The following is a 7,914-nucleotide window of genomic DNA, read 5'->3' on the forward strand; positions in this document are numbered from 1 at the left end:
CGCCCGCGGGGGCAGGATCGACGCGTTTTTCTATTGCCCGTATCATCCCGATGCCCCGCTTGATGCCTGGCGCCAGGATCACGAAGATCGCAAGCCGAAACCGGGCATGGTGCTCAAGGCGTTGAAATCGTTTCCTACGCAAATCGTGCGCAGTTTCTTGATCGGCGACAATGTCACCGACATTGAGGCAGCAAGGGCGGCTAATCTTCCGGGCTATCTGTTTGCCGGGGGCCGGATTGACGAATTTGTCGATTCCGTCCTGGCAACGGTCTGCAAACGGCCTTCGTCGTGAAGGCGAATTTTGCTGGTCATGATCGCGTGTACTTATAAGTCAAGGTAACAACCCAAGAAGCATCTTTAGCGCATATTTCCGGCGACTGGCAGGGTCGAAGATACAAATTCAAAAGCAGGGGTGATTTTATCGACAACCAAGGCAATCGTCTGCCGAGTGTGATCAGATTGATAGCGCCAACCCCAATTCGCGCTCATCGGCGCTATCCTGGTTTATAAACTTTGGTTTTATCGGATGCGGTGTCACGAGGCTGACCCAGCAGCGCCTTGTCATCGGGCTGATATAATGCGCAGTAAGTTGTCCATCCTTGCCGACAAGTGGCACTAAGTCGGTGCCGATTTTAAGTGAACTCATGTCCAAAAAACAAGGCTCTATCGTCATGATTGTGCTGAGCGTGATATAGTTTCTGCCCTCGACAAAATCGAGCTCCCCAAGCACAGTCTCAGCCAGTCCCGTCCAGCGAAATAGTCGAGAACCATCACTTTCGATACTGTGCCAGCCTGCGCTATCCTTCGCAGGCGCGCCGATCCTCAGGAACTGCACGCTCGGCTTCATGCTATCAAGGATCATCTGAGTCGTCGGCGAGATATCCAGGCCATGCAGCACGAACGACCCTTTCGTCGTATAGCGATAAACCAAGCCGCGCGATGCCGCAAATTTTTCAAGCGTCCGGTGGCTATAGAACGTTATGTGTCCGTTTCTGGGCGCGACATACCACCAATCACACCGCAAATCAGCAATATTGGGTGGTTGCATGCTTTGCCCTACGATTAGGCAGCCCCCGTCAGCTACCAGTGACAACAAATCGTCGAGAGTCCAAAGTGGCCGCGCACTATGTTCTATTACTTCGAATGCTGTAACGACATCAAACTTACCCTCCGGTCGCGTTGGGTTGGTAAACGGGTCATAGGTCGCGACATGGTCGAACCCCATTTCGCGCAAGCTTTGCGCGAACACGCCCATACCACCGCCATAATCAAGAATGCTGATGAGACGCTTTGCGGGCGCGAAGATATCTGCATAGATTACCGCGTCGTTGCGTGCCCGACTGCCGAGATAGTCGGGGTCGACCAGCACGTATTCGTCATTGTAAATGAACCTGGAAAATTGCTCACCCGTCCAGCTGTCGCAAAAGTCTGTAAAAATAAGATCACATTCGTCGCATCGGAAATAATGAACGGCAATATTGCTGCGTGAAAATTTGTAGTTGTTACATGATTTGTTAAAGTCAACCGTACCAAATAAAACAGAATTACCTTGGCACAATTTGCAAATTACACTATCATTTAATGGATGGTATGCATCATTGGCGATAGTGTTCAAAAGATCATTGGACAGAGCCATAATTGTCTCCCAAAATACCGTTTATGGGCCTTGGCGGGGATAATTTTTGTAGAACTAACTATTTTGACGCCGTTCCGCCCAAAATTTAAACGCGGTGCGTCATGTTATGACGCAGTAAGAGGTCCAAATAACCGATCCATGTCAAGTCTCACGATAGGCGATCCAGCGGTGGTCCGGTGTGGCGCTTGTAACGTCTGGCGGTCGGCATCATTTCACATTCGCCTTCAGAATGTGCCGCACCCTTTGATCAGGGGGAGAATGCCGGTAAGAATATGATAAAACGAACTCGCCAGTACATTCTCTTGCGGAAATTGCTGCGCATTTGCGTCCCAGCGCTCGGCCCAGAACCCTGGGCGGCGCGCGTCAAGAAAGCGCCAGAATTGAGCAAGCGGGCGGTCCAGGTCTGGTGAAAGAGCGGTCGTGCTGACCCGCAGCCATTCCGTGACAGACCATAGGCGGCAGTTCGCATCGGCCACCAGGCCGTTGGGATGGACTTCAGCATAGGGCAAACCGGATTGGTCTGAAAAACCAAGCGCGAGCACCGTTTTTCTGAGCGATTCCAGCCTGTCTGGCACAGCTAAGCCAGATGCACGGCATTGTTCCAGCAACCATATCCATTCAAAGTGGTGTCCGGGCTCAAAGATTCGCTGGGTTGGATTAAGGCTGTGCGCCCAGTCATCCTCGAAATATTCAAACAGACAGCCATCGTTCTCTGACCAGAAATGGTGGCCAAACAGGTCCAAAATGTCGCCAATCGTGTCGCGATACGCCGGTTGATCGCTGATCGGCAGCCATGCCAGGCATGCCTCGAGCAGGTGCATGTGCGGATTTTGGCGACGCGGAAGGGATGGCGGCAGGCTTTCCACAAATCCACCGCGAGGATGAAGCATGGCCTCATATAAGAATGTCAGCAGGCGATGTGCCTCTCCGGCGTAGAAACTGTCGCCGCTGCGCTGGTAAGCCGAAGACAGGGCAAAGATGACAAATGCCAGATCATAAAGATCGCGCCGCTCATCCAGCACCCGTCCATCAAGGTCAACCGTCCGCACAAATCCGCCATCGCCATGACGAAGTTGCCCAAAAAGAAATGCGAGACCGTGATCCATCGCCTCCCTGGATCCGCCAACACCCATCTCATCGAGCGTTGCAAAAACGAAAACTTGCCGACAAGTAACGCGTAATCTCTTGTAATTACAGCTATTTGATGCGTCGATTGGATCGAGTTGGTCAAAATAGCCGCCGCGCGCACGATCAAGACCGTGCTCCAACCAAAGCGGTGCTGCTTGGCCCAGCAACCAATGACGCAACGCGGCTTGGGCGACGACAGGCGAAGTCTGGACACAAGAAATCGGGAACTCAATCATGGACGTGGGCCACTCGAATGATCAGTGAGGATGGCGGCAAGATAGCGAACGAGGGAACCGCATCAGCAATCATGCCAGCGCGTGAGGCTGAAGCTTTCAATCCTGAGATATTGGAGTGCCGGGGATGCCAGAAGGATAATCTCCAGCTTATTGACACCCCGAGGTGCCATGACCACATGCGTGCCGGCCAATGAGTCGAGCTTGATGTCCAACAACGTGTTGACGCCTTCGTCCGACGTGATCTTCAAATAGCAAGTACCCTGCAAAACGCCATCGATCCGCAACTGGTACTCACCGGGCCCCATGGAATAGTAGGGCCCAAAGCAAATGTTCTTTCTGTCGAGGTCGGCGGGAGAGCGCGCTGGACCTGCTGTATCGACCGCATTGCGATATTCAAATATGCTGCCAATTTTGCGAACCGATCCTAGTGCCGTCAGGTATTTGCCAAATTGCATGTCGTGGGCGGTGAAGACAAAGCTTTCCATGTTCAACTTTGCGCAGGAACGCTGTCCCGGCGTGTAATAGGCAGGCTGCGGCCGTGCCGACGCGGCGTCGGTGCGATCTGCAAACTTGGCGAGCAAGGCGACCACAGCAGTTCCGTACTGGTTCCAGGTCCGCATCGGACGTTGTCGCAACTGATTCAGAAGACCGGCAAAAAATACGTCATCGGTCGCAACACGTTCCATCGCCCGAGCAATATCGACCGGCGAAGCCGGATCGACCAGGACCGCGCCGCCGCCAGCGGCGATTTCAGTCATTGGGGCAATTTGCGACGTAATGCAAGGGCGGCCAAGCCACAGGCTTTCTGCCAGGGGAAGTCCATACCCTTCGACGCGCGAGGCAAAGACTGTGGCGCGCGAACGGCGGATTAGCTCCATCAATTCAGCATCGCTGACAAAGCCGTGCAGCTTTATCCGACCCTGCGAACGCCTGACCCACCGGCCCACCAATCCAACACAGGCAGGATCGATTGAGCCGACATGGTTGAGCACAAGATCGAGGTCGGGGCGCGCTTGACAAAGCAGATTGAACGCCTCCATCACGGCTAGCTGGTTCTTATGGGGAAAAATGGTGCCCCACATGCAGAACTCCTGATGCCGACTGCCGTGATTGGCGGGGCTGTTCAGAAAGGCAAGCCGATCTTGTCCTTTCAGTTCCTCTGGCAACAGCACGGGTTCAAAGATGCGCGATTCCGGTTGCCATGCAATCCCATAGCGCCCGAACAGTCCTGTCACTTCCTCGCCAGACGCGTGCGAAACTGGCAAAACCACATCGAATGCCGCCAAGGCCATGGTGTAGATGATGAGACTCAGCGCATCACGCGACCGCTCGTTCAGTTTTCCCAGATGGGTGATTGGCATGGCATCGTGAAAAATCGCCGCAGTGCGCAAACCATGCAGGCGCGCATAACCAGACAGGAATGGCAGGTGCGTTGGCCCGAAATCGCCTTCCCGTCCACCCAGATGCGGTGCCTCGGGCACAAGCAGCCATGCTGGGCTATTACCGAATTCGGAATCGTTATGGACCGCCGTGCCGGGTTTGGTCGCCAGGCCGAAATCAGGGCCGCCATGAAGCCGCATGACGTCGTGATAGGCCTGTTCGACGTGAACCACGTTGGATGTCACTTCATCCCAGCGTACCGGGACAAGCGTGACCTTGGGCATGGCTTGCAACGCAGATCCCAAGTTGCGCGAGACCCGCGGAATGCCGCTATTGCCGGTATCTCGCCCGACGGTGTGAATAAAATAATAAATAATCACAATCTTATCCCGAAATTTCGGTGGATCGGATTTGCACCGGGGCCCCTCGGGCAGCGTTGTAATCGGCAATGGTCGAGATGATTTCGTTATAAGCGAGATCTCCAGTGAGATTGACCATGCAATCGCGTTGATTTGAGCATCGCTCGCTGTGGCACGGGGAACATGCCGGCATGCGTGCGACGGTCACCACCTTGGGTCCACGTGGCATCCATTCCATCCAGCTGTGCGATCCGGCAAACAGGCACAGTAGCCATTGCCCCAGATCGGCGGCAAGATGTGCGATGCCTGAATTGTTGGCTACGACAAACGGCGCCCGGCCAAGCAGTGCCTGCATTTCCCGCCAGTCAGTCGTGCCACACAGGTTCTGCACGCGGTGCGCCGGAAACGGGCGGACCAGCGTGTTGGCTAGAGCACGCTGCGCCCAAGTGCCCGAAATGGCAAAGCTGTACCCGTCGGCAAGTCCGAGTTCGATAAACCGGTGAAAATTGGCCAAAGGCCATTCCCGTAGACGTTCATTGGCAAAGGGCGCAATAATGATCGGCGCATTGCTGTCTGTCATCGCATGTCATCTCTCTGCTGATCTTGCGAATATGGCAATTGCAAGCGCATTGCGACCAGTTCAACCAGCAACATCATGCTCTCGCGTTGATGAACACCAACTATCGAACCCATTTTCCGGTAACGGACGCCGCGAAAACGATAGCCACGTTCAAATGGACGTTGGGAATAAACCCGCAGTTCAACGCCGTGCAGGTGGTCCGGTACATGAAGACCAACCACCCCTTCGCCTTTGGCGTCAACTTTGATCTTGCCGACAAACAACGTGATCTGCGCTTGGTCGCATACCACGTCCACCATCACGTGGCGCCCGCGCGCGCGCGCGTCGACCTGGACAACCAATTCGTATTGCCCGGCCTCCAGACTGGCATATGGCCCCCACACAACAAGTTCGTTCCGGACGCTGAGCTTTGGCGGCAAGGCGCATAGGATCGCACCGTCGACCCGGTGGCGTTCATGGCACGAAAACGCCTCTGATGGCCAGAATCCCTGCGTGGCCTGGCCGTCGCGTGTTGGGGAGGGTAGGTTGAGTTTGATATCGAGCCAGCTGAAATTGGCTAAGCCATCAAAACCGGCCCGATACTTGGCGCGCACGAGCGAAAGAAGATGGCGTGTATCGTCAAAAAAGCGCAAATCAATGGCAAGGTCAAAGGAGTGGCCTTCCATCAGATCTGCAAATTGCCGAGCCGCTATCTCACGATTGGGTTCCCGCTTGGCCGAGGCATCTTCACCAAAGAAATTGAATGGCACGATTTGGTCGAACAGTCCGCTGGACTGCGCGTCGCCAGCGTTCCATGTTCCGCACACCAGTGTGATGTGCGAATTCGCAAAGCGCGCGCGCAATTGGCGCAAGGCGGGCTGCGCCAGCAGGTAATCGCCACGATGATCCAGCTTTATAACAAGGATAGATTTGATCGTTGCGGGCGCAGAGGCGAGAACATGCGTGACAGCCGGCGCCAAGTTGGCAGGTAGAATGCGGTCATTTCGATCGTAGGGCACTTCCACGCTGTCGCCAAGGTCCATCTCGTCAGCCCATGCCGGGCGGCTGATCTTCTGCAAGGCGAGAATGATTCGCTGATGGCCTTCAGGGCGATCTCGGATCGGTCTTCCATAATCATACAGCGCATCGTCTTCCTGCAGGAAACGAATGCGATACTGCGTGATGTCGAGCGCCTCTTCGATTTCGGCGGCCAGTGAAGCGGGGGTATAGAAACGCAACGCCTTTGAGCCGTAGCGCGATGGCAGCCGAAACTTGCGCTCCGCCAGAAACTGGTGGGGCACGGTGATCAACAGCCAGCCGTCGATTGCCAGGCGTGCGAACGAAGTCCTGAGCAGTGAGCGATAATCCTTCACGTTCTGGAGCAAATTCCGCATCAGCAAGTACCGGCAGCCATAGGCGATGCGTTCAGCCGTCAGGTGCGGCTGATCAGGGTCGAGCAGGATCGCCTGAGTCCGGGTTATTCCGTCGCGCTCGATCGGTACGTCCGCCCCGGGCAGGATCAGGTCGACCACATCGCCATTGACAAGCGCCTGCGCAAATTCGGGGATGACGGTTTCAAATGTTGCGCCTTTGCCACCGGGTTTCTGTTCGCAATCAGATATATTGCGCGCGCGTTGGGTCGAGACAGGAATGGACGGGGCAAAGCGCTGGGCATATTTGCTGAGCGCGCGGCCGGAAATCGATTTTCGGTTGCGAAGTTGGGGCATTCGTCGGCTCACATCAATCTTTGGAGGGCGGGACGTGGCCCCAATCCCCCGGAAAGTTTTTGGTTAGGTGGCTCGACAGGTTTGGCGAGGCCTTGGATGAACTCAACAAGGAATTGCGCTGGTCCCAGTTCAGGTTGATGGCTGACGTCAATGCGCGCCCCCGCAACACCGATAAACCGGTAAGGCGGGTGCCAACCGCAAGGGGAAGATCAGTCCGAAACGGCGCCCGATGCGAAGGTCTGATAGGGTCGAGCCAATGTTAGCCAGGTGGAACGATCCATGCGATTCGCCAAGTCGGCAGGAAGGAAGAAGCCAATTGGGTGGGGCAGCCTGTTTCATGCTCTGGCTTTTAGCCCAAGCTTCGACCAACGCAAATTTATTGATCCGGGATACTGTTCAGTAGGACTGCCTATCTGCTGCGTGGTCGCGACAGAAGGGGGCGCCCGTAAGGCAATCAACTGTGTCCTGCGGCGCTGATCCGGGCATGGCGTCATGACCCTGACCTTAAACCTTACTTTTGCCGTGAAACGCTCGCATTCGGACAACATCACCTGAATGTCCCAGATTTTTAAGCTCCCGCGCAGCATCGTTGTTGTCAGGATCATAAAATAGTGCAATGCAGTAATATCTAGCGGCATCAGAAATGTTTCCGCTAATCTTGTTAAGGTGACCAATCTGTAATTGGAGATCCGAATTCTGTGGCATAAATTCCGCGGCGCGCGAGTAGGCTGTTTTTGCTTTGGCCAACGCGCCGAATTCCTTGAATGCGTGGCCCAATTGCACCCAAAGGCTGCCAATGTCGGGACAAATCTCAAGCGCTTTGGTGTAATTTCTGATCGCTTCCGCCCAGTCCTTGCGGTTTCTCGCGGCGTTTCCCCTGGCAATCAGA

At 55.0% G+C, this 7,914-nt stretch carries 7 protein-coding genes; 1 reads left to right on the forward strand and 6 read right to left on the reverse strand.

Features of this window, described 5'->3' with window-relative positions; all coding sequences use genetic code 11:
• Positions 1 to 292 (forward strand): HAD hydrolase-like protein (locus P4L78_RS19185; protein ID WP_309329969.1); only part of this gene is annotated, 292 nt, incomplete at its 5' end.
• 162 nt (positions 293 to 454) lie between these two features.
• On the opposite strand, the gene P4L78_RS19190 is transcribed toward P4L78_RS19185, so the two are convergent.
• The 6 genes from P4L78_RS19190 to P4L78_RS19215 all read right to left on the reverse strand — a co-directional run.
• On the reverse strand, positions 455 to 1,636 hold the full coding sequence (locus tag P4L78_RS19190; RefSeq protein ID WP_309329971.1) for a class I SAM-dependent methyltransferase: 1,182 nt from the start codon (positions 1,634 to 1,636) through the stop codon (positions 455 to 457).
• Between the two features lie 224 nt (positions 1,637 to 1,860).
• Positions 1,861 to 3,000 carry an AGE family epimerase/isomerase gene (locus P4L78_RS19195; protein WP_309329972.1) on the reverse strand — a complete coding sequence of 380 codons (1,140 nt, stop codon included), beginning with the start codon at positions 2,998 to 3,000 and terminating at the stop codon, positions 1,861 to 1,863.
• 62 nt (positions 3,001 to 3,062) lie between these two features.
• On the reverse strand, positions 3,063 to 4,760 hold the full coding sequence (locus P4L78_RS19200) for a glycosyltransferase (RefSeq protein ID WP_309329974.1): 1,698 nt from the start codon (positions 4,758 to 4,760) through the stop codon (positions 3,063 to 3,065).
• 4 nt (positions 4,761 to 4,764) lie between these two features.
• Positions 4,765 to 5,319, reverse strand: coding sequence for a glycosyltransferase family 9 protein (locus P4L78_RS19205; RefSeq protein ID WP_309329976.1), 555 nt, complete (start codon positions 5,317 to 5,319; stop codon positions 4,765 to 4,767).
• Positions 5,316 to 7,025 (reverse strand): hypothetical protein, encoded by a 1,710-nt coding sequence (locus tag P4L78_RS19210; protein WP_309329978.1) that lies wholly within the window; start codon positions 7,023 to 7,025, stop codon positions 5,316 to 5,318. The genes P4L78_RS19205 and P4L78_RS19210 overlap by 4 nt, the downstream gene beginning before the upstream one ends.
• A 504-nt stretch (positions 7,026 to 7,529) precedes the next feature.
• Positions 7,530 to 7,914, reverse strand: a 385-nt coding sequence (locus tag P4L78_RS19215; protein ID WP_309329980.1) for a tetratricopeptide repeat protein, incomplete at its 5' end; no start/stop codon positions are given.

The sequence above is a fragment of the Silvimonas sp. genome, from assembly GCF_031291215.1.
Taxonomy (GTDB): Bacteria; Pseudomonadota; Gammaproteobacteria; order Burkholderiales; family Chitinibacteraceae; genus Silvimonas; species Silvimonas soli.